General features: G+C 74.2%; 22 protein-coding genes. 8 read left to right on the plus strand and 14 right to left on the minus strand.

Going from position 1 to position 26,658, the window contains the following annotated elements; all coding sequences use genetic code 11:
* Window positions 1-37 precede the first annotated feature (37 nt).
* From AC0OO9_RS05035 to AC0OO9_RS05055, 5 genes are all read right to left on the minus strand, one after another.
* Window positions 38-1,411: an MFS transporter gene (locus AC0OO9_RS05035; protein WP_484515940.1), complete on the minus strand. Its 1,374-nt coding sequence runs from the start codon at window positions 1,409-1,411 to the stop codon at window positions 38-40.
* Window positions 1,408-1,980, minus strand: a complete 573-nt coding sequence (locus AC0OO9_RS05040; RefSeq protein ID WP_484515941.1) for an ArsR/SmtB family transcription factor — start codon at window positions 1,978-1,980, stop codon at window positions 1,408-1,410. Before AC0OO9_RS05040 ends, AC0OO9_RS05035 begins: the two co-directional genes overlap by 4 nt.
* 145 nt (window positions 1,981-2,125) lie before the next feature.
* On the minus strand, window positions 2,126-3,034 hold the full coding sequence (locus AC0OO9_RS05045; RefSeq protein WP_484515943.1) for a hypothetical protein: 909 nt from the start codon (window positions 3,032-3,034) through the stop codon (window positions 2,126-2,128).
* 148 nt (window positions 3,035-3,182) lie between these two features.
* Window positions 3,183-4,865 carry a CocE/NonD family hydrolase gene (locus tag AC0OO9_RS05050; RefSeq protein ID WP_484515945.1) on the minus strand — a complete coding sequence of 561 codons (1,683 nt, stop codon included), beginning with the start codon at window positions 4,863-4,865 and terminating at the stop codon, window positions 3,183-3,185.
* Window positions 4,866-4,869: 4 nt separating this feature from the next.
* A complete protein-coding gene (locus AC0OO9_RS05055) occupies window positions 4,870-5,385 on the minus strand; it encodes a MarR family winged helix-turn-helix transcriptional regulator (protein ID WP_421451831.1) in 516 nt (171 codons plus the stop codon).
* Window positions 5,386-5,554: 169 nt separating this feature from the next.
* Here AC0OO9_RS05055 and AC0OO9_RS05060 point away from each other — a divergent pair, with 169 nt between their 5' ends.
* Window positions 5,555-7,690 (plus strand): MMPL family transporter, encoded by a 2,136-nt coding sequence (locus AC0OO9_RS05060; protein ID WP_484515947.1) that lies wholly within the window; start codon window positions 5,555-5,557, stop codon window positions 7,688-7,690.
* 165 nt (window positions 7,691-7,855) lie between these two features.
* On the opposite strand, the gene AC0OO9_RS05065 is transcribed toward AC0OO9_RS05060, so the two are convergent.
* A complete protein-coding gene (locus AC0OO9_RS05065) occupies window positions 7,856-9,253 on the minus strand; it encodes a DedA family protein (RefSeq protein ID WP_421451837.1) in 1,398 nt (465 codons plus the stop codon).
* A 137-nt stretch (window positions 9,254-9,390) separates the two neighbouring features.
* On the opposite strand from AC0OO9_RS05065, the gene typA reads away from it, so the two are divergent.
* On the plus strand, window positions 9,391-11,259 hold the full coding sequence (gene typA / locus AC0OO9_RS05070; protein WP_132240360.1) for a translational GTPase TypA: 1,869 nt from the start codon (window positions 9,391-9,393) through the stop codon (window positions 11,257-11,259).
* A gap of 219 nt (window positions 11,260-11,478) precedes the next feature.
* Here typA and AC0OO9_RS05075 read toward each other — a convergent pair whose 3' ends face one another.
* Window positions 11,479-12,144 (minus strand): class I SAM-dependent methyltransferase, encoded by a 666-nt coding sequence (locus tag AC0OO9_RS05075; RefSeq protein ID WP_484515950.1) that lies wholly within the window; start codon window positions 12,142-12,144, stop codon window positions 11,479-11,481.
* 65 nt (window positions 12,145-12,209) lie between these two features.
* On the opposite strand from AC0OO9_RS05075, the gene AC0OO9_RS05080 reads away from it, so the two are divergent.
* A complete protein-coding gene (locus AC0OO9_RS05080) occupies window positions 12,210-13,070 on the plus strand; it encodes a serine hydrolase (protein WP_484515951.1) in 861 nt (286 codons plus the stop codon).
* 4 nt (window positions 13,071-13,074) lie between these two features.
* On the opposite strand, the gene AC0OO9_RS05085 is transcribed toward AC0OO9_RS05080, so the two are convergent.
* Window positions 13,075-13,872: a tyrosine-protein phosphatase gene (locus AC0OO9_RS05085; protein ID WP_484515953.1), complete on the minus strand. Its 798-nt coding sequence runs from the start codon at window positions 13,870-13,872 to the stop codon at window positions 13,075-13,077.
* Window positions 13,873-13,997: 125 nt separating this feature from the next.
* On the opposite strand from AC0OO9_RS05085, the gene AC0OO9_RS05090 reads away from it, so the two are divergent.
* Together AC0OO9_RS05090 and AC0OO9_RS05095 are read left to right on the plus strand one after the other, a co-directional pair.
* Window positions 13,998-15,095 carry a mandelate racemase/muconate lactonizing enzyme family protein gene (locus AC0OO9_RS05090; RefSeq protein ID WP_484515955.1) on the plus strand — a complete coding sequence of 366 codons (1,098 nt, stop codon included), beginning with the start codon at window positions 13,998-14,000 and terminating at the stop codon, window positions 15,093-15,095.
* A 58-nt stretch (window positions 15,096-15,153) separates the two neighbouring features.
* Window positions 15,154-16,071, plus strand: a complete 918-nt coding sequence (locus tag AC0OO9_RS05095) for a C40 family peptidase (protein WP_484515957.1) — start codon at window positions 15,154-15,156, stop codon at window positions 16,069-16,071.
* Window positions 16,072-16,134: 63 nt separating this feature from the next.
* Here the strand turns inward: AC0OO9_RS05095 and AC0OO9_RS05100 are convergent, their stop codons facing one another.
* The 3 genes from AC0OO9_RS05100 to pnuC all read right to left on the minus strand — a co-directional run bounded on the left by AC0OO9_RS05100 (window position 16,135) and on the right by pnuC (window position 19,257).
* The gene (locus AC0OO9_RS05100; RefSeq protein ID WP_132240366.1) at window positions 16,135-17,136 is read right to left on the minus strand and encodes a TerC family protein; all 1,002 of its coding nucleotides are present in this window, start codon (window positions 17,134-17,136) and stop codon (window positions 16,135-16,137) included.
* A gap of 343 nt (window positions 17,137-17,479) precedes the next feature.
* Window positions 17,480-18,607 carry an AAA family ATPase gene (locus AC0OO9_RS05105; RefSeq protein ID WP_484515959.1) on the minus strand — a complete coding sequence of 376 codons (1,128 nt, stop codon included), beginning with the start codon at window positions 18,605-18,607 and terminating at the stop codon, window positions 17,480-17,482.
* Window positions 18,604-19,257 (minus strand): nicotinamide riboside transporter PnuC, encoded by a 654-nt coding sequence (pnuC, locus tag AC0OO9_RS05110; RefSeq protein WP_484515961.1) that lies wholly within the window; start codon window positions 19,255-19,257, stop codon window positions 18,604-18,606. Before pnuC ends, AC0OO9_RS05105 begins: the two co-directional genes overlap by 4 nt.
* A 100-nt stretch (window positions 19,258-19,357) precedes the next feature.
* Between pnuC and AC0OO9_RS05115 the strand changes: the two genes are divergently transcribed.
* Both AC0OO9_RS05115 and AC0OO9_RS05120 read left to right on the plus strand, forming a co-directional pair.
* Window positions 19,358-19,651, plus strand: coding sequence for an antibiotic biosynthesis monooxygenase family protein (locus AC0OO9_RS05115; RefSeq protein ID WP_132240368.1), 294 nt, complete (start codon window positions 19,358-19,360; stop codon window positions 19,649-19,651).
* Between the two features lie 136 nt (window positions 19,652-19,787).
* The gene (locus tag AC0OO9_RS05120; RefSeq protein ID WP_393171807.1) at window positions 19,788-20,546 is read left to right on the plus strand and encodes an SDR family oxidoreductase; all 759 of its coding nucleotides are present in this window, start codon (window positions 19,788-19,790) and stop codon (window positions 20,544-20,546) included.
* A 7-nt stretch (window positions 20,547-20,553) separates the two neighbouring features.
* Here the strand turns inward: AC0OO9_RS05120 and AC0OO9_RS05125 are convergent, their stop codons facing one another.
* Together AC0OO9_RS05125 and uvrB are read right to left on the minus strand one after the other, a co-directional pair.
* A complete protein-coding gene (locus AC0OO9_RS05125) occupies window positions 20,554-21,465 on the minus strand; it encodes a helix-turn-helix domain-containing protein (RefSeq protein ID WP_484515963.1) in 912 nt (303 codons plus the stop codon).
* Window positions 21,466-21,603: 138 nt separating this feature from the next.
* Window positions 21,604-23,712 (minus strand): excinuclease ABC subunit UvrB, encoded by a 2,109-nt coding sequence (uvrB, locus tag AC0OO9_RS05130; protein ID WP_311413579.1) that lies wholly within the window; start codon window positions 23,710-23,712, stop codon window positions 21,604-21,606.
* A gap of 299 nt (window positions 23,713-24,011) precedes the next feature.
* Here uvrB and AC0OO9_RS05135 point away from each other — a divergent pair, with 299 nt between their 5' ends.
* Window positions 24,012-25,463: a hypothetical protein gene (locus AC0OO9_RS05135; protein ID WP_484515965.1), complete on the plus strand. Its 1,452-nt coding sequence runs from the start codon at window positions 24,012-24,014 to the stop codon at window positions 25,461-25,463.
* Between the two features lie 4 nt (window positions 25,464-25,467).
* On the opposite strand, the gene coaE is transcribed toward AC0OO9_RS05135, so the two are convergent.
* Window positions 25,468-26,649 carry a dephospho-CoA kinase gene (coaE, locus tag AC0OO9_RS05140; RefSeq protein ID WP_484515967.1) on the minus strand — a complete coding sequence of 394 codons (1,182 nt, stop codon included), beginning with the start codon at window positions 26,647-26,649 and terminating at the stop codon, window positions 25,468-25,470.
* Window positions 26,650-26,658: the final 9 nt, after the last annotated feature.

Consider the following 26,658-nt stretch of genomic DNA (forward strand, 5'->3'; position numbering starts at 1 on the left):
GCGGCGGCCGACTGACGGCCGCCGCCGCAGCGCGTTTTCAGGGCCGCTTCGGCGCGATGGGCAGGTCCCGTCGCCGCCGTAGCGGCCCGATCAGCAGGATCGCCGGGGTGAGCGCGAGCCAGGCCGTCATCACCGCGATCGCGGTGCCGGCCCCGTGGGCCGCGCCGATCGCCCCGGCCAGCACGGCGGCCAGCGGGATCGTGCCGTAGTTGAGCATGTGCATGCTGACCGTGACGCGGCCCAGCAGTTGGTGCGGCGTGTAGGTCTGGCGGAAGCTGCCCTTGAGCACGTTGCCCACCGCCACCCCGAGGCTGACCAGCATCCCGCCGATCGCCGGCAGGGCGAGTCGACCGCCGGGTCCGGCGAGCGGGATCAGCAACGCCGGCGGCCCGGTGAACACCGCCGCCAGGAGCATGGCCCGGGCGGTGCCGATCCGACGGCCGAGCAGGGTGGCCGACAGCGCGCCGACGATGCCGCCGAGACTCATCGCCGCGACCAGCGCGCCCACCGGGGCCGGCGCGAGTCGCGCCTCCCGGACCAGGAAGACCACTAGGACCGCCTGGTAGCCGACCAGGCCGACGTTGCTGGCGGCCCCGAAGGCGGTGAGCACCCGCAGGTACGGGTCCCGGGCGACGAACCGGATCCCCTCGCCGATCTCCCGCCGCAGCGACCGCGCGGGCCCGACGCGCTCGGGACGCCGCTCGACGGTGCGGATGCGCAGCAGGCAGGCGGCCGAGAACAGGAAGCTCAGCGCGTCGAGCAGCAACGCGGTGACGGCGCCGGCGACCTGTGCGACCACACCGGCGAGGCCGGGGCCGAGCACGTAGCTCGCGGTCTGGGTGGCCTGGAGCTTGGCGTTGCCCTCCGGCACCTGCTCGGGGCGCAGCAGCACGGGCAGGTATACCTGGTCGGCCGTCTCGAAGAAGACCCGGGCCAGCCCGGCGCCCAACGCCACCACCAGCAACTGCGTCACGGTCAGCACGCCGAGCATGGCGGCGGCGGGGACGCTGAGGAACAGCAGTGCGGAGACCAGGTCGCAGGCGATCATCACCGGCCGGCGCGGCAACCGGTCCACCCAGGCGCCGGCCGGCAGGCCGACGAGCAGCCACGGCAGCCAGGCGGCGGCGGTGAGCACCGCGACGCCGAAGGTGCTGGCGTCGAGCACGGTCACCGCGACCAGGGGCAGCGCCACGGCGGTGACGTTGCTGCCGACGGCGCTGGCCGTCTGCGCGGCCCAGAGCAGCCGGAAGTCACGGTGCCGCAGCAGCCCTCCCCGGGCCGCCGCCGCTGCCGCCGGCCGGCCGGCGGGCCGTACCGGGTCGGTCGTGGGGTCGGCGCCCGGGCGGCGCGCGCCGGACGGCGGTGCGGTGGCGGTACGGGTCGGCGGGGTGGTGCCGGCGGGCGGTGTCACGGCGTGGCCGGGATCCCGTAGGCGAACAGGAAGACCGGCTCGCGTTTCCGCCCGTCGTCGGGCACGTCCCGGTCGCCCCACCGGGCGAGCACCTCGTTCAGCTCGCCGGCCAGCTGGGCGAGTTCGGCGTCGGTCAGGTGCAGCCAGCGGTCCGTGGAGAACGGTCCCTGCGACCAGGCGGCCCGGCTGGCCTCGTCGGTGGCGTGCCACGCGCGGGCGAGGGCGACGTGCCGGTCCAGGTTGAGCGAGGTGGCGGCGTCGGCGACGGCCCGGGCGGCGGGGTCGTCGAAGTCCGACTGGGACCAGCGCACGCCCCGGGTGACCAGGCGCCACCAGCGTTCGCGCCGGTCGCGGGCCAGCTCGGGCGCCTCCTCGACCAGCTCGGCGCCGGCCAGCACCTTGAGGTGGTGGCTGACGTTCGCCGGTGCCTGTGCGGTCCGCTCGGCGAGCAGGCCGACGGTGGACGGGCCGTGCACCTTGAGCACGTCCATCAACCGGCGGCGCAGCGGATGGGACAGCGCGGCGAGCACCCGCGAGTCGGTCACGTGGCGCACGTCGGGGTTCGTCATGCCGCCAGCCTGACATCGGCAACGGCAGTTGCGCAACACCTATTGCGCAACTGTCGTTGCCGACTTGCTGGTCACGCCCGGCCGCCCCGACGTGGCGCCTCCATCGGCCTGCCGGGCCTGAACGCACCCGCCGGACGTGGCGGGGTCAGGCCGCCAGGCGGCGGGCCAGTTCGTCGGTTACCTGCTGGGCGATGGTGGGCGGGATCGCCTCCGCGATCTGCTCCGGCGAGAGGCCGGCGAGCACACCGGCGACGATCGCCTGCTCGTCGCTGAAGTCGCTCTCGGACAGGGCCTTGACCTGGGCGACCAGGGCCGGATACGCCTGCGCCATCGCGAGCAGGAGCATCAACGGCGAACCCGCCAGCGGCGGCGTCAGCAGACCCGGCGTCCCGACGGGCGAGATCAGCCAGTTGCGCAGGTTCTCCAGGTCGGCGAGGACCTGACCGACCGTACGGGTGGGCGAACCGGTGTTGTAGGCGAGCTTGTCGGTCTGTTCCATGTCGGACTCCTCTGCTGGCGGTGCGATCAATCCGATGGTCGTCAGGTAACGGCGGAACAGCGGGGTCTGGTCCCGGTTCGCCTTGATCGAGTCGCGGAAGAAGCTGAAGTGGGTGTGCCACAGGTGGGAGTTGTCCCCGCTCGTCCGCTTGCGCAGGCGGTCCCACCGCCGGACGACCTTGCCGTCCGGGGAGTAGATGATCTCGCGCAGGTCCCGGCTGTCCGGGGTGCCCGCGGTGCACTGCGCGACGCACCAGGTGGAGAAGCTGCGCAGGTCGTGCGCCCGTCCTGCGACGACGACCCGGAAGAGGCCGACGTCGAGCGCCGCCGCGTCGAGGGTCAGGCCGGAGGAGTCCCGGGGCGATTCGACGACGGAGTAGTCCCTGGGCAGCACCCGGTCGGAGCCGCAGTGGTAGCCGCCCCGGTGGGCCGGGTCGCCGACGATGCCGACCTCGGCGGGTTCGAGGTCCTGGTCGCGGACGGTGTCGGGGTCGACGTTGAGGTGGTCGAGCAGCAGGCGGCGGACGGCCAACAGGTTTTGCGGTGCCCGCGTCATGGGTTCCCCCTCGGTGACGGGTTCGGGGGCCGGGCACGGCAGTGACACCGCGTAGGCAGTGCGGGAGCCTCACACGCGGGCCCGACCGGCTGGTGCACGGCATCGGGCAGGGCCCAACCATAGCTCCACAAATTGATAAATGCCCAGCTCAGCGCAGGTTTTTTCCGCCAGCGGAAACCTGCGGCCCCGCCGACAGGATCGGTAGGACCACAGCGGACGGACACTGTGGATCGTGCAGGATCTCCCGCCATCCGGCACGCAGGGTGACTGCCGTGCCGAGGGGCTCGCCGGTGCCGGGGTTGCGCGCGTAGCGGGGATGGGCGCCGCCGGAGACCTGCACCCGCAGCCGGTGCCCCGGCGCGAACCGGTGTGCCGTGGGCCAGAGCTCCACCGGCACCCGCACCACGCCGGCCGCGTCGACGGGGAACCGGTCGGGCGCGACCCGGACCAGGCCGTCGCAGACGTTCCAGGACCGGCCGCGCCGGTCCACGTCGCACAGCCGCACGAAGACGTCCAGGTGGGACAGTTCGCTGCGCAGGTGGATCTCGGCGCGTACCGGGCCGATCACCTCGACGGGCGCGTCGAGCGGGGCACTGGTGAAGGTGAGCACGTCGGGCCGGGCCTCGACCGGGCGGTTGTCGACCGGACCGGCACGCTGGGCGACCAGCAGCGGCCCGCCGAGCGAGGGCGTCGGGTCGGCCGGGTCGTAGTGGAAGCGGTCCGGGGGCGACGGGACAGGTGCGGCGGTGCTCAGCCCGCCATCCGGGTGCAGGTGCCACGGGGTCGGCACCGCCGGGGGCGGCCAGTCGGGCAGGTCCCGCCAGCCGCCACCGGCACCGCCGACGTGCACCCGCACGGGGGCCGCCGCGCCGGCACCGGTCGGTCGTCCGGCGAGGTGGGCGTCGAGGTGGTCCAGGCCGTCGCGCAGCGCGGCGAGGAAGAGCCCGGGGCTGCCGTGGGTCCACGGTCCGACGGTCAGCCGGGGCCGGGCGCCGGCCGCGCGCAGCGCCGCGAAGTCGCGCAGCTGGGCCGGCAGGAAGATGTCGTGCCAGCCGCTCACCATCGCCACCGGCGCGCGGACCTCGGCGATCCGGTCGCCGAAGACGCGCGTACGCCAGTAGCCGGCGTCCGGGGTGTGGTGGCGCAGCCACTCCTGGAAGAACGGCACGGTGACGCCGGTGGCCACCCGGTCCGCCTCGGTCAGCGGCAGGTGGGCCAGCGCCGCGACCAGCCGGGGCTGGCCGCGCTTGAGCTCCCACTGCCGGGCCAGCCACGGCACGGTCTGCGCCTGGAGCAGCTCGGCCCAGGTGAGCACGGTGTCGAGGGCGAAGGACTCCCCGGCGTACGTCGAGTCGCGGGTGCCCGAGGCGGTCACCACCGCGACCATCGCGCGCAGTTCCTCTCCGGTGTCGGCGGCCAGGGCCCACTGCACGAAGCCCTGGTAGCTGGCGCCGAACATGCCGAACGCGCCGGACCACCAGGGTTGGCGGCGCAGCCAGTCGAGGGTGTCGAGGCCGTCCTCTCGCTCGTGCACAAGCGGGGCGAAGGTGCCGCCGGAGCCGAACGTGCCGCGGCAGGACTGGATCACCACGTGGAAGCCGCGTTCGGCGGCGAGCCGGCCGAGCAGCCGCATGGGCCCGCCCCGCCCGTACGGGGTGCGGATCAGCACGGTCGGCGCGCCGGGCAGGGCCGGGGCGTAGTGGTCGGTGCGCAGCGGCACGCCGTCGCGTACCCGCACCGAGATGCCCCGGGTGAGGGTGACCCGACGGGTGCGCGCGGGCGGCAACCGCAGCACGGCGGTGGCGAGGCGGGCTGCCAGCCGGTCGAGCACGACGTCAGCCGTTCGCGCGCCGGGCCGGCTCGTCGCGGGCGGCGCGCACCGCGTCCCGGTGCTCCCCCATCGAGGTGGTCATCGCGGTCATGAACCGGTGCACCACCTCCAGCTCGTCGTCGCTGAAGTCGGCCATCACGTCGTCGGTGCGCCGGCCCAGGGGCCGGAAGAACTCCATGGCCAGCGCGGCGCCCTGCTCGGCGTAGTGCAGGAAGACCTTGCGCCGGTCGGTGGTGTCGCGGTCGCGGCGGATGTGCCCGGCGCGTTCCAGCCGGTCGATCAGGGCGGTGACCGAGCCGGACGACAGGTTGAGCGCCTCGCCCAGGCGGCCGGGGGTGATCGGCCGGCCGACCAGCTCGGCGTCCATCACCGCGATCAGCGCCTGCAGGTCGGTGGCGTTCAGCCCGTGCAGGGCGGCGAAGGCGTGCCCGATGTGCTGCGCGTCCACCGAGTAGCGCCGCAGCCCGGTGCCGATCTCGGCGACCAGTCGCTCGCGGCGCGTGTCGCGCCGCCGGTACATGCCGTGACCTGCCACGTCGGTCGCCGCCTCCTGCCAGTCCGTTCCGGTTGCAGCATAACTCAGCAGTCGATAATCTCGTTTATCAAGATACTCGACGGTCGACCCTTTGCGTCGTTCGCGAGGCCTTGACCGTCGAAGGAAATCCGTCGAGAGACCGTGAGGGCATCCGATGTCAGTGTTCACCCGCGTGGCGCGCGGACGGCTCGCCGCGTGGCTCACCGTGGCCGCCGCGATCGTGTTCGGGGCGGCCGTCTTCGTGCTGCCCAAGCCCGACAACCCGGCGGCCGTCTCCGCCACCGGCCTGTCGGTGGAGTGGCAGTCCACCCAGGTGGAGCGCCTCCAGGAGCAACTGCCCTCCCGCGACGTCCAGCCGGCGATCGTCGTGGTCAGCCGCGCCGACCGGGCCGCCCTCACCGAGGACGACCGCGCGGCCCTGACCGGCCAGTCGGGTGACCTCAACCAGTTCGCCGTCGGCGGGCGCGTCAGCCCGCCGCAGGTCTCCCCCGACGGCACCGTCGCGCTCGTCGCCGTGCCGCTGTCCACCGCCGGCGGGCAGGAGGCGGTCGCGGAGCGGATCGACCAGCTCCGCGCGTCCCTGGACGACGCGCCGGCGGGGCTGAACGTGGAGGTCACCGGCGGGCCCGCCTTCGCCACCGACCTGACGAAGGTCTTCGCCGGCGCCGACACCACGCTGCTGGCCGTCACCGCCGGCGTCGTGGCGCTGCTGCTGCTCATCACCTACCGCAGCCCGTTCCTGTGGATCGTGCCACTCGTCGTCGTCGCGGCGACGGAACAGCTCACGCTGCGCGCCCTCGACACGGTCGTCCCGGCCGTCGGCATCAACCTGCCCGGCGGCGCCGTCACCGGCATCGCCAGCGTCCTCGTCTTCGGCGCCGCCACCAACTACGCGCTGCTGCTCATCGCCCGCTACCGCGAGGAGCTACGCCGCGAGGAGGACCGTTTCGTGGCGATGCGCGCCGCGCAGCGGCGGGTCGCCGAGCCCATCCTCGCCAGCGGCTCCACCGTCGTCCTCGGCGTGCTCACCCTGCTGCTGTCGGAGCAGGAGCTCAACCGCGCCCTCGCCGTGGCCTGCGCGACGGGCGTCGTCCTCGCCATGCTCTCGGCGCTGTTCGTCCTCCCGGCGGTCCTGGTGATCTTCGGGCGCGGCCTGTTCTGGCCGTTCGTGCCCCGGGTCGGCGGGGAGATCCGCGAGGGCCGGCTGTGGGGCCGGCTCGGCGCCGCCGTCGAGCGCCGTCCCGTGCCGGTCGCGCTGCTCGCGACGCTGCTGCTCGCCGGGCTCGCCCTCGGCGGGCTGGGCATCCGCACCGGCCTGTCGGAGACCGAGCAGTTCCGGGTCAAGCCGGAGGCGGTCGCCGGCGCGGAGACCCTCGCGCGGTCCTTCCCCGCCGGCACGACCCAGCCGGTCGCCGTGCTCACCACCCCCTCGGCGGTGCGGGCCGTCGCGGACACCGCCGCCGGGGTCCCCGGCGTCGCCTCCGCGCGTCCCGGTGAGGCCGGCGCCCAGGTCGCCCAGGTCGACGTCGTACTGGAGGCCGAGCCGGGCACCGAGGCGGCGAGCCGGGCCGTCGAGGCCCTGCGGGACGCGGTCGCGGCGGTCCCCGGCTCCGCCCCGCCCGCGGTCGAGGGCGCGCCCGCGTTCGACGGCGCGGTGGTCGGCGGCAACGTCGCGGCCACCTACGACGAGAACGAGGCCAACGGCAGGGACCTGCGGCTGATCCTGCCGATCATCCTGCTGCTCGTCGGCGCGGTGCTGGTGCTGCTCCTGCGCGGCCTGGTCGCCCCGCTGCTGCTGGTGCTCACCGTGATCGCGTCGTTCTTCGCCAGCATCGGCGCGTCGTGGCTGCTCTTCGACCACGTGCTCGACATGCCGGCGCTCGACAGCGGCGTCCTGCTGCTGGCCTTCGTGTTCCTCGTGGCGCTCGGCGTGGATTACAACATCTTCCTCGTCACCCGGGCCCGCGAGGACGCCCGGCGCAGCGGCACCCGCGCCGGGATGCTCTCGGCCCTGCGGGTCACCGGCGGCGTCATCACCAGCGCCGGTGTCCTGCTCGCCGCGGTCTTCGCGGTCCTCGGCGTCCTGCCGCTGATCCTGCTGACCCAGATCGGGATCATCGTCTGCATCGGCGTCCTGCTGGACACCCTGCTCGTGCGGACGGTCCTGGTGCCGGCGCTGGCGTTCACGCTCGGCGACCGCTTCTGGTGGCCCGGACGGGTCGCGCGCAAGCCCGCCGGCGACGGCGACGACGCGCCGACGGGACGCGAGCAGGTGAGCACCCGGGACTGACCGGCCCGCCGGAACGGGGGCCGTGGCGGCACCGCCACGGCCCCCTCGCGCGCCCCGGGCACGCCGACCGCCGCGCCGTGCAGGCTGGTGGAGGCGGGCCGGGCCGCCCGCCCCACCGGTCCGCCAGGAGGTCCTGGTGCGCGGCTCGGCGATGGCGGAGGCGGCTCACGCGTCGGCGCGGGCCGCCACCGGTTCGGGCTCGGCCACGTCGCCGCCCGCCGCCCTGTCACGGGTGGCCCAGGCGACCACGAACAACGCCGTCCAGGCCACCCCGAGCAGCACCGCCGTGGCGCTGCCGCTGGCGGTGCTCAGACCCAGGTAGAGGCGGGCGCCGACGATGCCGACCACGCCGGCCGCCGCGGCCGTCCAGGCGGCCACCGCCACCGGCCAGCGCGCCCCCCGGGACAGCAGCCAGGCCAGGGTGCAGAGGCTGGCCGCCACCACGGCGTTCTGCGTCGGGAACAGTGCGGCGTCCCGGCCGTCCGGCCCGCCCGCCGTCGGCCCCGCCAGGTCGACCACCACGGCCAGCACCACCAGCGGCACGAACGCCCCGACCGTGCCGACCACGCTGAGCAGGTCCGCCCGCCAGGGACGGTGCCGCCAGGCCAGCACCGCCGCGACGACGGCCACCAGCACGATCAGCGCCGATCCGCGCAGCGCCGAGACCACCGCGAGCGTGACGTCGACCGCCCCGGGCGTACGCCGGTCGGCGAACCAGTCGGCGATCGCGCTGTCGAGCACCGCGAGGCCACTGTGCCGGACCACCGCCCCGAGCACCCAGGCGATGGCGAGCCCGGCCAGGAAGAGCAGCAGCAGGCCCACGACCAGGTTGATCAGCAGCGTCCAGGCCGGCCCGACGTGCATGGCGAGCAGGAAGAACAGCACCCCGTACCGGCCGCTGAGCCAGCGCACCGGCCGCAGCCCCGCCGCCCGGGACGCCAGCGCCCGGGCCGGATCCGGGTTGCGGCCCAGCCACCGCCCCGCCAGCACCACCGCGACCAGCGCGGCCACCAGCACCAGCACCGCGCCGGTCGCCCGCCCGAGCAGCCGGGAGACCGTCTCGTACGACTCGCCGGCCAGGTTGCCGACGAGCACCGAGCCGCCCACCCAGGTCACCACCCCGGCCAGGTTCCACGGCGCGAACCGCCGGTACGGCATCCCGGCCGCCCCGGCCAGCCGGGGCACCAGGGTGCGGGCGAAGGCCACCCAGCGGGCGGTGAGCACCCCGCGCCCGCCCAGCCGGCCGAGCATCGCGTCCGCCCGGCTCCACCGCTCGTGACCCACCCGCGCGCCCAGCCGCCCGGCGCGCAGCCGGGGCCCGTGCCGCCGGCCCGCCCGGTACGCCAGTGTGTCGCCGATCACTGCTGCAAGGATCATCACCAGCAGCGCCGGTACGAGCCGCAGCGTCCCCGCGTACGCTAGGAAGCCGACCAGCAACAGGGTCGCCTCGCCCGGCACCAGCAGACCGAAGATCACGGCGGTCTCCCCCGCGACGACAATCGCGGCGATCACATAGATCAGCAGGGGCGGCAGGCCCTGCAGCGAGGTCAGCAGGTCGTGCATCGGGCCCCCATTCCCACGGGGGTCAGCATGCCAGGCGCTGAAACGGTCGGAACATCAGTTTCGGCAGAGATCCGGGTCATCTGGGGGTAACACCCCCCGACGCGTGCCCGGCAACCGCAGACAGGAGTATGGAGGGTATGCAGCTTCGCACCGACCTCCGCAACGTCGCCATCATCGCCCACGTCGACCACGGCAAGACGACCCTGGTCGACGCCATGTTGCGGCAGGCCGGCGCCTACGGCGCCCGCGGCGAGGTAACCGAACGGGTCATGGACTCGATGGACCTCGAACGGGAAAAGGGCATCACCATCCTGGCCAAGAACACCGGCGTGCGGTACATGCCGGCCGACGGCTCCGACCCGGTGACCATCAACATCATCGACACCCCCGGCCACGCCGACTTCGGCGGCGAGGTCGAACGCGGCCTGACCATGGTCGACGGCGTGGTGCTGCTGGTGGACGCCAGTGAGGGCCCCCTGCCGCAGACCCGGTTCGTCCTCCGCAAGGCGCTCAAGGCGCGCATGCCGATCATCCTGGTGATCAACAAGGTGGACCGCCCCGACGCCCGGATCAAGGAGGTCGTGGACGACACCTACGAGCTCTTCCTCGACCTGGACGCCGACGAGGAGCAGATCGACTTCCCGATCGTCTACGCCTGCGCCCGCGACGGCATCGCCTCGCTGACCCAGCCCGCCGACGGCGCGGTCCCCGACGACAGCACCAGCCTGGAGCCCCTGTTCCGGACCCTGCTGGACACCATCCCGCCGCCCTCGTACGAGGAGGAGGCGCCGCTGCAGGCACACGTCACCAACCTCGACGCCTCCCCGTTCCTCGGCCGGCTGGCGCTGTGCCGGGTGCGGCAGGGCACCATCAGCAAGGGCCAGACGGTGGCCTGGTGCCGCACCGACGGCAGCACCCAGCGGGTCCGCATCTCCGAGCTGCTGATGACCGAGGGCCTGGAGCGCAAGCCGGCCGACTCGGCGGGCCCCGGCGACATCATCGCCGTCGCCGGCATCCCCGAGATCATGATCGGTGAGACCCTGGCCGACGCGGAGGACCCGCGCCCGCTGCCGCTGATCACCGTCGACGAGCCGGCCATCTCGATGACCATCGGCACCAACACCTCGCCGCTGGTCGGCCGGGTCAAGGGCGCCAAGGTCACCGCCCGGATGGTCAAGGACCGGCTCGACAAGGAGCTGATCGGCAACGTGTCGCTGCGGGTGCTGCCCACCGAGCGCCCCGACGCGTGGGAGGTGCAGGGCCGCGGCGAGCTGGCGCTGGCCATCCTGGTCGAGCAGATGCGCCGCGAGTCGTTCGAGCTGACCGTCGGCAAGCCGCAGGTCGTCACCCGGGAAATCGACGGGAAGACCTGCGAGCCGGTCGAGCGGCTCACCATCGACGCCCCGGAGGAGTACCTCGGCGCGATCACCCAGCTGCTGGCGACCCGCAAGGGCCGGATGGAGCAGCTGGTCAACCACGGCACCGGCTGGATCCGGATGGAGTGGCTGGTCCCGGCCCGGGGCCTGATCGGCTTCCGCACCGAGTTCCTCACCGACACCCGGGGCACCGGCATCCTGCACCACGTCTTCGAGTCGTACGAGCCGTGGTTCGGCGAGCTGCGCACCCGCAACAACGGCTCGCTGGTCGCCGACCGGGCCGGCGCCGTCACGTCGTTCGCCATGATCAACCTCCAGGAGCGCGGCCAGCTCTTCGTCGAGCCGACCACCGAGGTGTACGAGGGCATGATCGTCGGGGAGAACTCCCGCTCCGACGACATGGACGTCAACATCACCAAGGAGAAGAAGCTCACCAACATGCGCGCGTCGACCTCCGACGAGACCGAGAAGCTGATCCCGCCGCGCAAGCTGTCGCTGGAGCAGGCCCTCGAGTTCTGCCGCGAGGACGAGTGCGTCGAGGTGACCCCGGCCGCGGTCCGGATCCGCAAGGTGGTGCTCGACCAGCAGCTCCGCGGTCGGGCCGCCGCCCGCCGCAAGCACGCCGGCTGACGTACGACGGCAGTCTCCTTCGGAGCCCGGACCGCGCCACGCGGTCCGGGCTCCGCCCGTCACGGGCCCGCCACGCCGTCCGGTGGCGGCCGGCCCTGCGCGTCGACGTCCTCCCAGGTCCCCGCACGCGCGGCGCGGGTGCCGCACCGTCACCTCGCCGCCCCGGACCACGTCAAACGGGGAGCGGGCGACAGGCCGGGGGCGGGGCGGCGCGGGCCGTCAGGCCGGACGGGTGGCGAGGAAGGCGAACAGGTCGGGCACCCGGCCGGGCCCCGCCTCGGTGGTGCGCACCAGCGTCAGGCCGGCGTCGGTGACCGCGTTGAGCAGGCCGGCCATCGGGACGTGCCAGGCGCCGACGCGCACCCGCACCCCGTGCGGCGACCAGGCCCGGAAGCTGCGCTCCCGGTCGGCGTAGCCGCCGTCGATCACGATCCGCGCCGGATCGGAGCGGTCGGCGAACGCCCCCACGAAACACGGGTGCACCCCCACGTGCACGAACCGCCCACCGGGCGCGAGCACCCGCGCCGCCTCGGCGATCACCGCCGCGTAGTCGGGCACGTCGGTGTGGGCCAGCACGCACGCCACCGCCGGCAGCGAAGCGCCGGCCACCGGCAGCGCCGCCGCGTCGGCGCGGGCCACCGGCAGGCGCGGGCGGGCGTGCCGCAACTGCCCGCCGGAGAGGTCGACCCCGACCGGCTGCCAGCCCAGCCGGCGCAGCTCCGCCGCCTGGAGCCCCGTGCCGCAGCAGAGGTCGAGGCAGCGGCCGGGGCCGGTGCCGAGCAGGTCGCGGAGCTGGCCGCGAACCCGCGTCATGTAGTCGCTGGACGTGTCGGTGGCGAACGCCTCGTACCAGTCGGCGTGCGCGTCGTAGGCGGCAACCGTCATCCCCGCACGGTACGGCCGGACGCCCCGACCCGCTGCCCCGTCGGCGATCCGTTACGGTCAGCCGCATGACCTGGGACGAGCTCGACGCCCACCTGGACGGGGTGCCCGGCACGGTGTCGGCGTACGTGGGGCGGGTCGGCGCCACCCCCACCTGGACCCGGCACGCCGACGCGACCCACTACGCGGCCAGCACCATGAAGGCGGCGGTGCTCGTCGCGCTGCACCGCGCCGCCGAGGCCGGCGCCCTCGACCTGGACGCCCCGGCGCCGGTGCGCAACGAGTTCGACTCGGCGCTGCCCGGCGCGCCCCGGTTCTCCTGCGCCCGGCACTACGACAACGACGAGGCGGTCTGGGAGCGCGTCGGCGCCGAGGCGACACTGCGCTGGCTCGCCCACCGCATGATCGTCCGCTCCAGCAACCTCGCCACCAACCTGGTCATCGGCCACGTCGGACTGCCGGCGGTCGCGCGGGTGTGGGACCTCGCCGGGGCCCGGCACAGCGTCACCGGCCGGGGCATCGAGGACTTCGCGGCCCGCGAGGCGGGCGTCACCAACCTCGTCACCGCCGCCGACCTCGCCGCGTTGCTCGGTGCGCTGGCCGCCGGCGCGGAGAGCCCGGGTCCGCTGGCCTCGCCGGCCGGCTGCGCCGCCATGCTCGACGTGCTGTTCGCCCAGGAGCACCGCGAGGACCTGGCCGCCGGGCTGCCCGAGGGCACCCGCATCGCGCACAAGAACGGCTGGGTGCGCGGCGTGCGGCACGGCGCCGGGGTGGTCTTCCCCGACGACGCGCCGCCCTACGCCGTCGTCGTCTGCACCACCACCGACATCGCCGACGGCGGCCCCAGCGGCGAGGAGGACGACGACGCCTGCCGGCTGATCGCGCGGGTGTCCGCCGCCGCCTGGGCCGCCCGGCACGACCTGACCTGAGGCCTCACTCCAGCAGGTGTGCCCGCAGCGCCGTCACCACGTCGTCGGTCACGCCGAGGCCGTCGCGCAGGTACGCCCCGAACGACCCGTGCACCCGGCGCACCTCCGCGTACGCGGCGTCCAGGTACTCCTCGCGCACCTCCAGCACCGGGCGCACCGCCTCGACGTCCAGTTCCGGCGACCGCCGCCGCATCGCCTCCAGCAGGACCTCCCGCAGGCTCTCGGTCAGCCGGTTGTTCGCCAGGTAGTCCGCCCGGATCGCCGCCTCGTCCACGCCGAGCGCGCTGAGCAGCAGCACCGTCAACCAGCCGGTGCGGTCCTTGCCCGCCGAGCAGTGGTAGACCAGCGGGAGGTTCTCCGCCCGGGCCGCCAGCCGCACCGCCGTGCCGAAGTTCGCCCGCGCCGACTCCCCGCTGACGAACCAGCGGTAGATCGCCGCCATCGCCGCCGGCGTGCCCTGCTCCGCCAGGCCCGCGTACGCGCCCAGGTCATGCCCGAGCAGCACCGCCGAGACGTACGTGAAGACGGGGTGCTCGGCGTCGTGCACCGGCAGGTGCACCACCCGCGGCTGGCCGGTCAGCCGGTCCGGCGGGGCGACCGCCGTCTCCGAGTGGTCCCGCAGGTCGACCACACAGGCCGGGCCGAGCTTGGCCAGCACCGGCAGGTCCTCGTCGGTCAGCCGACCCAGCGCCGGCGTGCGGATCAGCGCCCCCGGGCGCACCCTGCGGCCGTCGGCGCCGACCAGGCCGCCGAGGTCCCGCGCGTTCGGCGCGCCCACCAGTTCCCAGTCCCGGCCGCTCATGCCGGCGCTCCGCTGCGCTCCGTGCCGCCATGAGACACCACCGCCCTGCACCTGATGATTCGCTCACTCCGCTCGCTCATGCCGGCCTCCCCTTCGCCTGCCCGTGCCCGTATAGGGTGCCGCACATGACGATCGCCGCGGTACGCACCCACCGGCTCTCTGCGCCCCTGCACACGCCGTTCGTGACCGCGCTGCGCCGCACCACCACGGTGGAGACCCTGGTGGTGGAGGTGGTCGATGCCGACGGCCGGTCCGGCTTCGGCGAGGCGCCGCAGGTGTGGCAAGTCACCGGGGCGTCGGTCGCCGGTTCCGAGGCGTGCGTGCGCGAGCTGATCGGCCCGGCGCTCACCGGCCGCGACGCCGACGACCTGGTGGCCCGCTGCACCGAGGTGCAACGGGCGGTCGTCGGCAACGAGGCGGCCAAGGCGGCCGTCGACGTCGCGCTGCACGACCTGGCCGCGCGGCGGCTCGGCGTACCGCTGGTGCGGCTGCTCGGGGGCACCGCCCTGCGGGTGCCCACGGACGTCACGCTCGCCGCGGGCGACGCGGTGGACCTGGCGGCGGCGGCCCGGCAGCGGCGGGCGGAGGGCTTCGGCGTGCTCAAGCTGAAGGTGGGCACCGACGCGGCCGGCGACCTGGAGCGGGTCCGCGCGGTGCGTTCCGCCGTCGGCGACGGGGTCCGCATCCGGCTGGACGCCAACCAGGGCTGGACCCCGCGCGAGGCGGTCCGGGTGATCCGGGGCGTCGAGGACGCCGGGCTGGACGTGGAACTGGTCGAGCAGCCGGTCGCCCGCTGGGACCTGGACGGGCTGGCCTGGGTCAGCGACCGGGTGGACGTGCCGGTCCTCGCCGACGAGTCGGTCTTCGGCGTCCGCGACCTGGTCGAGGTGATCCGCCGCCGGGCCGCCGACATGGTCAACGTCAAGCTCGCCAAGTGCGGCGGCCTGCACCCGGCCCGGACGCTGCTCGACCTCGCCGCCGCGCACGGCCTCGGCACCGTCGTCGGGTCGATGATGGAGAGCCAGGTGGGCATCGGCGCCGCCGCGAGCCTGGTGGGCGCCTACGGCACCACCGCGGTGGCCGACCTGGACGCCGCCTGGTGGCTGGCCTGGTCGCCGGTGCGCGGCGGCCTGCGGTACGACGGCGCGACCGTCGTGCTGCCGGACGCGCCGGGCCTGGGCATCAGCTCCGTGACTGAAGTAAAGATGCAGACTGCTGGTTGATGCTCGTCGAAAACTTTCATATGGTCGCGGGGACATTCGGCGCGAGCTGGGGGTGGACGTGGAGCTGCAGCCGGGCCGGGAGGCCATGGTCCGAGTCGCGGTCGCGACCCTCTGGAGCTGCCCCGAGGCGGTACGCCCCGTCGACGGCCCCGCCCTGTCCGCGCGTACGGACATCGCCGCCTGGATCTCCGGCATGGACACCGACCAGCAGGTCGGCGACTGCGTACTGAGCCAACTGCTGCTCGGCGAGCGGGTGCTGGTCACCGAACTGCGCCCGGACGGCTGGGCCCACGTGGTGGCGGTCGAGCAGCCGGCCCCCCGGCTGCACCCGTGTGGTTACCCCGGCTGGGTGCCCACCGAGCAGCTCGCCCCCGTGGCCGGCGACCCCGAGGCGGACCCGCTCGTGGTCGACGCCACCGTCACCGCGCTGCGTGACGCGCCGGGCGGCGCCGAGCTGCTCTCCGGGGTGATCCTGGGCACCCGGCTGATCCCGGCCGGGCCGGCGGTCGACGGCTGGCAGCCGGTGCACGCGCCGGGCCACTCCGCGCCGCTCTGGCTGCCCGCCGGCGACGCGGTGCCGGTGCCCACCGCGCCCCCGTCGGCCGAGGAGGTGTTGGCCGTCGCGCAGCGCCTAATCGACGTCGTCTACGTCTGGGGCGGGGTGTCGGCGTACGGCATCGACTGCTCCGGCCTGGTCCACCTGGCCTGGCGGCGGCTCGGCGTGCTGCTGCCGCGCGACGCCAGCGACCAGGCGACGGTGACCACGCCGGTGCCGCTGGGCGCGGAACGCCCCGGCGACCTCTACTTCTTCGCCCGCCCCGGGCGGAGGATCCACCACATCGGGATCGTCACCGCAGACCCGCGCCCCGGCGACGACCGGCGGATGCTGCACGCCTGCTACCTGCAGCGCCGCGTGCTGGAGGAGCGGCTGCCCGACGAGCGCACCGCCACCCTGGTCGGCGTGCACCGCGTCTGACCCGCGTACGACACGAGAGGGGGCGCCCACCGGGGCGCCCCCTCTCGTCGCGTCGCGTACGCCTCAGTGGCGGGCGTCGGCCAGCACCCGCCGCCGGTCGCGGGAGGACTTGACCAGGCTGGCCACGGTGGCCACCGCGAGGGTGCCGAGGATGATCGTCAGTGAGAGCCAGATCGGGATGTGCGGGGCCCAGGAGACGTGCTCGCCGCCGTTGATGAACGGCAGCCTGTTGTCCGCGAGGGCCTCCAGCACCAGCTTGACGCCGATGAAGCCGAGCACCACGGCCAGGCCGTAGCTGAGGTAGATCAGGCGGTTGAGCAGGCCACCGAGCAGGAAGTAGAGCTGCCGCAGGCCCATCAGCGCGAAGACGTTGGCGGTGAAGACCAGGTACGGCTCCTGGGTGATGCCGAAGATCGCCGGGATCGAGTCGAGCGCGAAGATCAGGTCGGTGGTGCCGATGGCGATCATGACGATCAGCATCGGGGTGAAGATCCGCTTGCCCTTCGCCGTGTGGGTGGTCAACCGGGCGCCGTCGTAGTCCCGGGAGATCGGCAGCGCCTTGCGGCTCCACCGGATCAGCAGGTTCTCGGAGAACTCGTCCTCGTCGGGCTCGCCCTGCCGGGCGAGGTTGATCGCGGTGTAGATCAGGAACGCGCCGAAGATGTAGAACACCCAGGAGAACTGGGAGATCAGCGCCGCGCCGGCCGCGATGAAGCCGCCCCGCATGACCAGCGCCAGCACGATGCCGATGAGCAGCACCTTCTGCTGGTACTGCCGGGGCACCCCGAACCGGGCCATGATGATCACGAAGACGAACAGGTTGTCGACCGAGAGGCTGTACTCGGTCAGCCAGCCGGTGTAGAACTGCCCGGCCGCGCTGGCCCCGGAGGCCAGCCAGACGCCACCGCCGAAGATCAGTGCCAGGGCGACGTAGAAGCCGACCCAGAGGCTCGACTCCCGCACGCTGGGCTCGTGCGGCCGCCGACCGACGATCAGCAGATCCACGAGCAGGATCCCGGTCAGGGCGACTAGCGTCCCCACCCAGACCAGTCCGGACACGTCCAAGGTTCATTCCTCCGGCAGACACGCAACGACGGGCACACCGTACGCCCTTGGTGGACGCGGTGTGCCGGCGACGCTGACTCTGGTGACTGTCGGAGGTCTCTTCCGCCGCCGTCCCCGAGGGGGCGGCGACCGACGGGCCGGGTCGTGCGTCCAGGGATCGGCGCTCGACCGTGCTGACGACTCCGTCGCGGGGGAATACTCCCCTCCTCGCCCGTCATTCTGGCCCACCGCCGCCAGTGGCCGCATCTCGGGTCGTGAGTGTCCTTTCCCACCCCGACGCATCGATGCCGGTCGGCGGCGGGCATCGAGACCGGCCGCACCACCCGTAAGGCGTCCTAGGAGGCTAGTGCTCCGGGACGGGCGCGACCAGCGGATCGGCGAGCGACCAGCCCGCCGCCAGCACCGCGTCGCAGGCGTCCACCGCCCGGGCCAGTCGCCGCCGGTGCGGGCCGGCCAGCTCGACCACCGGCACCCCGCAGCCGGCCAGTTCCGCCCGGAACCGCCCCGTCATCCACGCCCGCAGGTGCTCGCCGTCGCGCAGCCCGTCGTCGTCGAAGGGCACCCCGACGTGGTCGGTCAGCAGGTACAGCGCGGGACGCCGGGCCGCCGCGCGCACCCGCGCCGACGTCGACCCCAGGTACCGCTCCTCCCACACCGCGGTGGCCCGCGCGTCCGTGTCGCAGAACAGCAGCGGGCCGCACGAGCGTGCCACGGCGTCCTCCGCCGCCTGCTGCTCCCGGACCACCTCGGCGAAGTCGTCGCGGTCCCAGGACACGTCGAAGACCGTGGCCGCCGGATCCCGCCCGCGCAGCCGGGCCAGCTTCCGCGCGGTCAGCTCCCGGCCGTACTCCGGGACCCAGCGGGTGCCGTAGTGCGCGGCGAGGGCGGCGGCCATCGTGGTGGTGCCCGTCGACTCCGCGCCGACGACCACCACCCGCCGGACGAACCACGCCCGCACCGGCGCGCTGAGCCGGTCCCAGTGCCCCGCCGGGTCCGCGCGCACCGCCGTCCCCGACACGGGCACGCCGCGCCGCCCCGGATCCACGCAGACCGACACCGCGTCGAACCGCCGGGCCAGTTCCTCGCCGTACGCCTCGGAGGAGAAGACGGCGTCCACCGGCGCCCCGCCCAGCGCCTCGCGGAACACCGCGCAGTGCAGGTCCCAGACCGCCGGGTCGGCGTAGTCCACCGGGTGGTCGTCGTACCGGCCCACGAAGCGGACCCACGGGGTGGCCGCGTGCACCTCGCGCAGCCAGTCCAGCCGCAGCGCGAGCGGGATCGACTCCCGGCGGGACGGTGCCACCACCACGGTGACGGCCGCGCAGCGGGCGGCGGCGGCCTCGATCAGCGCGTGGTGGCCCGCGTGCGGCGGATAGAACTTGCCCACCACCATCGCGTGCCGGAACTCCGGCGCCACCGGCCCGGTGCCGACGCCGTCCGCCGGCGGCTTGCCGGTGGCCGCCCCGGTCACGCCGCCGCCGGGGCCGGGCCCGGGGGCACCGGGGTCGGGGCGGCACCGCGCCGCAGGTCCGCCCGCCACTCGCGCAGCCCGAGCACGCACAGGCCGAGGAAGATCACGTAGAGGGCCGAGGTGAGGTACAGGCCCTTGTAGGCGTAGAGCGGGATGTAGATCAGGTCGGCGGCGATCCACAGCCACCAGCTCTCCACCCGCTTGCGGGTCTGCCCGTACGTCGCCAGCAGCGACAGCGCGGTGGTCAGCGCGTCCGGCAGCGGCACGGTGGAGTCGGTGGCCCCGTCCAGCAGCGCCCAGAGGCCACCGGTCAGCACCAACCCCGCCGCCGCCAGCGCCCACCACTCCCCACGGCCCGTCCGGCCGACCGTCAGCCGGGTGCGCCGCTCGCCGCCGTACAGCCACGCCCACCAGCCGTACACGCCCAGGCCGACGTAGACGACCTGGAGGCCGGCGTCGGCATAGAGACCCGCCGTCCAGAACAGCAGCATCAACAGCAGTACGTTGGCGATGCCGACCGGCCAGTTGGCGATCCGCTGCCGGGCCACCAGCCAGACGTTGAGCACCCCGGTGGCGAAGCCCAGCAGCTCCGCCCAGGTGGTGCCGGTGCCGGCCACGGTGAACGCCGTACCGGTCAGCCAGTCGATCATTCGCCTCCCCTTTCCGCGCGCCCACCCTAGATCCGCCCGGCCTGCGGGAACAGGCCCCCGCGGCGTCCGGCCCGCACGGCGGCGTGAAAGGCTCCTGGGCATGGTGCTTGAGGTCGCGCTCATCGACGTACTGCCGGGACACGAGGACGAGTTCGCCGCCGCGTACGCCAAGGGGCATCCGGTGCTCGCCGGCACGCCCGGCTGCCGGTCGGTGCGGATGACCCGGGGCGTCGAGTCCCCGAGCCGGTTCGTGCTGCTGGTCGAGTGGGACTCCGTCGAGGCGCACAACGACAACTTCCGCGCCACCGAGCGCTTCGCGCAGTGGCGGGCGCTGATCGGCCCGTACTTCGCCAACCCGCCGCTGGTCGAGCACTTCGTGGACGTGCCGGCCTGAGCTGTCGTACCCCTGCCCTAGGGTGCGCCGTGCACGCGTCGGCCGCCGGTCCCGACGGGCTCGGGGGCGCCGGGCCCGGTTGCCGCGCGGAGATATCCGCTGGCGCCCGGTCGCCGACGCCGGTTGACTGCACACCATGACGCAGCGGGTGGCCCTCGTGACGGGCGTGAGTCGTCGGATCGGCATCGGCGCGGCGGTCGCCCGCACACTCGCCGCGGACGGCTGGCGGCTGCTGCTCACCGGCCTGCCGGAGTTCGACGACGCCCAGCCCTACGGCGGCGATCCCGAGGGCGTGCCGGCCCTGCTGGGCGAGCTGGGCGACGCCGGACACGTCCGAGCCGACCTGCTCGACCCGGCCGCGCCCGCCAACCTGGTCGCCGAGGCGCTACGCCGGCACGGCCGGCTCGACGCGGTGGTCGCCGTGCACGCCTACTGCACCGACACGCCGTTCGGCGCGCTGGATCCGGCCGAGATCGACAGGCACCTGCTGGTCAACGTACGGGCCACGCTGCTGCTCGCCGAAGCGTTCGCCGAAGCGTTCACCGCCGGATCGGGTGGCCGGCTGGTGCTCTTCTCCACCGGCCAGCGCCTCGGCCCGATGCCGCAGACCCTCGCCTACGCGGTCAGCAAGGCGGCGGTGGAGAACGCGACCTTCCAGCTCTCCCCGCTGCTGATGCCTCGGGGCATCACCGTCAACTGCGTCCACCCGGGCCCGACCGACACCGGATACGCCTCGCCAGAGGCGTACGCCGAGGTCGCCAAGCTCTTTCCGAGCGGACGCTGGGGCACGCCGCAGGACGCCGCCCGGCTGGTGCGGTTCCTCTGCTCGTCCGACGCCGACTGGATCACCGGCCAGGTGATCGATTCGGAGGGCGGCTTCCGCCGCCACCTGTGAGCCTGACTCAGCCACCCTGCGGGGAGACAGCCCGCTCTGGCTCGAGGCGACCGTTGGCCGACCCGGCCGCACTGTCCCGCAGCAGCGCCAGCGTCTCGTCACCGCCGAGGGCCACCGACGCCAGCCAGTCGCTCATCCGCTCGTAGCGGGTGACGTCGGCCTCGGAGACCAACCGCAGGTCGGCGGTCAGCGTCTCCAGCATGACCGTACGCGGATCAGCCGGGTCGGGGAAAACGTAGCTGGAGTAGCCGGTCAGCGGATGCAGCCCGGCGCGCGGCGCGGCGGCACAGGGCACCACCCGGACCGTCACGTGCGGCAGGTCGGCCAACGCGACGAGGTGCGCCACCTGTTCCCGCCAGATCTCGGGCGACACGTCCGCCTGGTCACAGACCCGCTCGTCGAGCAGCGCGGTGTAGCGGGGCGGGTCGGCGCGGCGCAGCACGTCCTGACGCATCAGCCGGGCCCGGATGTCGGCCTCGACGTTGACCTCGGGGTAGAGCAGCCGGCCGGCCTCGATGCGCTCGCGGGCGTACCCGGGCGACTGGAGCAGGCCGGGCACGACGGCCGGCTGGTACTCCACGATGCTCGCCGCGCCCGCCTCCAGTTCGGCGTAGGTGCGCTGTCGCTCGCCCATCTCTCCCAGCGCCTTCCACCAGCCCCGGCTGGTCGCGGCGTCGCGGGCGATGACGATGAGCGCGTCGCGCTGCGGCGGCGGCACCTCGTAGACGTCGAGCAGGTCGAGCACGTCGGCCAGGTCCGGCCGGCTCTGCCCCAGCTCGATGCGGGACAGCTTCGAGGTGGAGGCCCAACCCAGCCGGTCGCAGACCTGTTCCAGGGTCAGCGCCTCCCGCCGGCGCAGCTGACGCAACTCGGCGCCCAGCCGGGCGCGACGAATGACCGGACTCGTTGGCAACGGCATCCCCAGCCTCCCCACCGAGGGAGAGTAGGGCAGGACGATCACTCAGCGCAATAGCTTGCTCGCGTACCGCAATCAGGGGCCAGGTGGCCGCGTGGGGCGGCCCGCCCCGCCGACCAGGTCAGGCGGGGCCCGGGCCGCTCACTTCACCCCGGCGGCGTCCATGCCGCGCAGCTCCTTCTTGAGGTCGGCGACCTCGTCGCGGATCCGGGCGGCCAGCTCGAACTGGAGCTCCCGGGCCGCGGCCAGCATCTGGTCGTTGAGCTCCTGGATGAGCTGGGCCAGCTCGGCCCGGGCCATCCCCTCCCGCGCGGGCCCGGCGCCGCCGGTCCGGGCGCGGCTGCGGGTCTCCTTGACCGGCGCCTTGCCCCGGGAGAGCTGCCGTACGGCTCCGCCGACGCGGCTGTTCTCGGTGTCCTCCGCCTCGCGGTAGATGTCGTCGAGAATGTCGTGGATCTTCTTGCGCAGCGGCTCGGGACTGATGCCGTGCGCCTCGTTGTGCGCGATCTGCTTGTCCCGCCGCCGGTTGGTCTCCCCGATGGCCTCGGCCATCGACGGAGTGATCTTGTCGGCGTACATGTGCACCTGACCGGAGACGTTGCGCGCCGCCCGGCCGATGGTCTGGATCAGTGACCGGCCGCTGCGCAGGAAGCCCTCCTTGTCGGCGTCGAGGATGGCGACCAGCGACACCTCCGGCAGGTCGAGACCCTCCCGGAGCAGGTTGATGCCGACCAGCACGTCGTAGTCGCCCTTGCGCAGCTCCCGCAGCAGCTCCACGCGGCGCAGCGTGTCGACCTCGGAGTGCAGGTAGCGCACCCGGATGCCGTTCTCCAGGAGGTAGTCGGACAGGTCCTCGGCCATCTTCTTGGTCAGCGTGGTGACCAGCACCCGCTCGTCGCGCTCGGTGCGCAGCTTGATCTCGTGCATGAGGTCGTCGATCTGGCCCTTGGTGGGCTTGACGACGACCTCCGGGTCGATCAGGCCGGTGGGCCGGATCACCTGCTCGACGAACTCGCCCTGGGCCTGCTCCAGCTCCCAGGGGCCGGGCGTCGCGGAGAGGAAGACCATCTGGCCCACCCGCTCCAGGAACTCGTCGAAGCGCAGCGGCCGGTTGTCGGCGGCGCTGGGCAGCCGGAAGCCATGGTCGATCAGCATCCGCTTGCGGGACGCGTCGCCCTCGTACATGCCGCCGATCTGCGGGATGGTCACGTGCGACTCGTCGACGACCGTCAGGAAGTCGTCGGGGAAGTAGTCGAGCAGGCAGTGCGGCGGGCTGCCCGGCAGCCGGCCGTCCATGTGCATCGAGTAGTTCTCGATGCCGGAGCAGAACCCCACCTGGCGCATCATCTCGATGTCGTAGGTGGTGCGCATCCGCAGCCGCTGCGCCTCCAGCAGCTTGCCCTGCCGCTCCAGCTCGGCCAGCCGCTCGGCCAGCTCGGCCTCGATGTCGCGGATCGCCCGCTCCATCCGCTCCGGCCCGGCCGCGTAGTGGGTGGCCGGGAAGATGACCAGCCCGTCGACCTCCTTGACCACGTCGCCGGTCAGGGGGTTGAGGTAGTAGAGCTTCTCCACCTCGTCGCCGAAGAGCTCGATCCGCACGGCCAGCTCCTCGTAGGCCGGGATGATCTCCAGCGTGTCGCCGCGGACCCGGAAGGTGCCCCGGTTGAAGGCCATGTCGTTGCGCGTGTACTGGATGTCGACCAGCCGGCGCAGCAGCTGGTCGCGGTCCAACTCCTGCCCGACCGCGACCCGCACCGCGCGGTCGAGGTATTCCTCCGGAGTGCCCAGGCCGTAGATCGCCGAGACGGTGGCCACCACGATCACGTCGCGGCGGGTGAGCAGCGACATGGTCGCCGAGTGCCGCAGCCGCTCGACCTCCTCGTTGATCGAGGAGTCCTTCTCGATGTAGGTGTCGGTCTGCGGGATGTAGGCCTCGGGCTGGTAGTAGTCGTAGTAGGAGACGAAGTATTCGACCGCGTTGTGCGGCAGCAGCTCGCTGAACTCCTTGGCAAGCTGCGCGCAGAGCGTCTTGTTGGGCGCCAGCACCAGCGTGGGCCGTTGCACCCGCTCGATCAGCCACGCGGTGGTGGCGCTCTTGCCGGTGCCGGTCGCGCCGAGCAGCACGGTGTTGCGGTCGCCGCGTCGGACCCGACGCTCCAGGTCGTCGATGGCCGCCGGCTGGTCGCCGGCCGGCTGGAACTCGCTGATGACCTGGAAACGGCCGTCGAGCCGGGGAATGTCGAGCGCCATGACCCCAACGGTACGCCGGGGGTCCGACACCGCGGCGCGACTACGCCCGGTCCGTGATCGGCTTCGATATTCGCATTGTGTGGCGCATCTCACCGGACTACGCTCTCCGTGTAGGCCGCTCGCGGCGGCCGACCGGGCAGGTGGCCAGGCCGTCACGGCCGGCCCGCCCCCGGCACAGGGGTCGCAGCACCCGGCACTCCCGGCGTGCGCACCCGACGTGGTCGCGCGTGAGGCGCTGACCGGCCGCCGCGAGCGCCCCTGCTCGTCACCCCACGGGGGTGAAACCCGTTCAACCTCCCGTGGAGACCTCCGCTGCCCGCTCCGGCCCGCCTCACCCGCCCCAGGGCCCGCCGACGCACGACGACGCGCACACCGGCGGCATCCCACGGGTGGTGACCGGCCGCCGGCGCACCGTCCTGCTGGTGCTCGCGGCCGTGGCCGTGCTCTCCGCCGCCGCGCTGGTCGTGGGGCTGGCGAGCTGGGCACCCGAGCGGCCGGAGCAGCCGAGGGCGCTGACGGGCGACGAGCGCGAGCGACTGGCCGCGATGCGGGTCACCAACTACCGGGACCTGCGGGCCGGGGTACGCGTGACCGCGGGCACCGGCGCGGCGCGTACGGAACTGGTCGGCTGGGTCGACTGGTCCCGGCCGCTGGTCTACCTCGACGTCGGCGGGCCCGGCGCGGGCGCCGAGCGCGGGCTGCTCCAGGCCACCCCGACGGTGGTCCTGCTGCGCCCCGACCCGACGGCGGTGCCGACCCCCGCGCCGCCCCCGTTGGTGCCGCCGGCGGACCGCTGGCGGCTGCACGACCCGCCCGCCGGGCGGGGGCTGGCCGCCGTGCTCGACCTGCTCTTCCGCCTCGCCTCCGACCGCCCGGAGCCGCCGGCCGACGCCACGCGCCGGATCGGTGGGGCCACGGTCGGGGCGACGCCTGTCGACATCCTCCAGGCACCGCCGACCGGCCCCGGCGTCCCGGCCCCTGACGTGCTCCCCCGCTACTGGCTCGACCAGGACGCGCGGCTGCACCGGCTGGAGACCGGGCTGGCCGGCGTCGGCCCGGTGATCGTGCAGCTGAACCGGACCGACCGGCCCACGCTGCGTCCGGTCGACGCCCTCGGCGGCCGTCCCGGCCAGCCCCGCGCCCTGACCGCCGTCGAGCGGGGCCGGCTGGACCGGTTGCCCGCCCGGCTGCGCGCCCGTGGCGGCGCCGCCGTGACCCTGACCGCGCCCGTCGCCGCCGCCACGAACCTGCGCGGAGCCGGCTGGGTGAGCTGGAGCGGGCGGGCGGCTTACCTGACCATCGCCGACCTCGGCGTGCCGGAGCGCCGGACGCTGCTGCGCGTCGACGTCGCCGGCGTGCGCCGGGCGGAGGTGCCGGCCGCGACGGTCCCGGGCACCGTGGAATCGCCCGGCCGGCCGCCGCTGCCGCCGCCTGCCCGGGGCTGGGGGGCCGACCCGCGGCGCGCGGGCGACCTGGGCCTGCTGCTCGACGCGGCGCTGCGGGCCGCCCGGTCGCCCGGCGGGCGGGGCGCCCCCCTGCGGGTGCGCGGCGACACCGTCGCCGGGAAGACCGTCGACGTGGTCGAGCTGCGCACGTCCCGGGGGCTGCTGCGCTACTGGATCGACCGGTCCGGCGCGCTGCGCCGCCTGGAGCTGCGCACCCGCACCGGCGCCTGGGCCCAGCTCGACCTGACGCCCACCACGGTGCCCCGGCTCGTCCCACCGCCCCGGCCCCCGGCCGGGGGCCGCTGACCGGTCAGGGACGCCAGCCGGTCTGCGCCGCCCACTGCTCGGCGCGCAGGTGCTCCTCGTCGAACCACGGGTCCTTCGCGGTGGTCCAGGTGGCGCTGTCCGGAGCGGAGGCCGCCAGCTCCCGCTTCAGCGCCAGGTAGGCCGACCGCTGGTCCGGGTCGGCACGCAGGTGGTCGCGCATCAGCAGCGCGTACCGCCAGCCGGGCGCGTCGGCCGGGCGGACGTGCAGGTGCACGGGGCGGCCCGGGTCGGCGCTGCCGTGCAGCCGCTTCTCCCACCGGCCGCTGCCGGGTGGGCGGGGATCGTCCCACCATTCGCCGGGCAGGCGCGGGAAGCCCGCCTCCGCGAGCCGTTCGGCCAGCGGTCCGTCCGCGTCGGCGAGGGTCGGGACGGTGAGCTGGATGTCGATCACGTCCCTGGCGGCGAGCCCCGGGACCGCGGTCGAGCCGATGTGGTCGATACGCAGGTCGGCGGGGGCGAGCGCGTGCCGGATCCGGGCGGCCAGCCGCGCGTACTGCTGGGGCCAGGTCGGGTCGGCCTCGGTCAGGACGACGTGCTCCGATCCGGCCGCCCGCCGCTCGCGCAGGTTCGCCTCAAAGGGCCGCAGCCGCTCGCGCCACAGCGCGTCGACGGCCGCGTGCAGGTCGTCGAGGCTGCCGTCGTTGGTCAGCAGCACGTCCGCCGCGCCCCGCCGCCGGGCGTCGTCGGCCTGCGCGGCGATCCGCCGCTCGGCCTCCGCCCGGTCCATCCCCCGGTCGCGGGCCAGCCGCGCCAACCGGGTGGCCACCTCCGTCTGCACCACCACCACCAGGTGGTACGTGGGCGCGAGCCCCACCTCCACCAGCAGCGGCACATCGTTGACCACGATCGCGTCGGGTGCCGCCGCGGCGGCCAGCTCGGCGGCGCGGGCCCGTACGCGGGGATGGGTGATCGCCTCCAGCCGGCGGCGCGCCGTCTCGTCGGCGAACACCAGCGCGCCCAGCGCCGCCCGGTCGAGGACGCCGTCGGCGTCGAGGACCCGCTCGGAGAAGGCCGCGACGATCTCGGCCAGCCCTTCCGTGCCCGGTGCCACGACCTCCCGGGCGATGCGGTCGGAGTCGATCACCACCGCGCCGCGCTCGGTCAGTCGCCTCGCCACGGCGCTCTTGCCGGACCCGATTCCTCCGGTCAGTCCCACCTTCAGCACTGCACCAGT

This window comes from Micromonospora sp. USAFONa4 (assembly GCF_057197825.1).